Below are 240 nucleotides of genomic sequence, written 5' to 3'. Positions count from 1 at the left end.
GCTCTATGGTGATCTCTGGTACTGGGCGACCAAAATAAAAGTAACTCGCTAACCCAAAACCATAAACACCATCACTGTAATTTTGGCCTAAATACACTTCATTAAGATAACCACTTAAAACCGCGTCTTTACTTAAACGGTAGTTAATCAATATTGCCATATAGGCTTCGTTAAACTTACGCCAATAACTACGCTGACGGGTTAAGAAGAAGTTTTTCACTAATTGCTGGGTTAAGGTAC

General features: G+C 38.3%; 1 protein-coding gene. It reads right to left on the bottom strand.

Annotated elements, in window-relative coordinates; translation table 11 throughout:
• Nucleotides 1–240: transglycosylase domain-containing protein (locus MTCD1_RS20180; RefSeq protein ID WP_200818716.1), on the bottom strand; the 240-nt coding region annotated here is incomplete at both ends.

Origin of the sequence: Colwellia marinimaniae, assembly GCF_002207865.1 — a bacterium.
GTDB classification, from domain to species: Bacteria; Pseudomonadota; Gammaproteobacteria; order Enterobacterales; family Alteromonadaceae; genus Colwellia; species Colwellia marinimaniae.
This window is presented reverse-complemented; position numbering and strand designations above follow the sequence as displayed.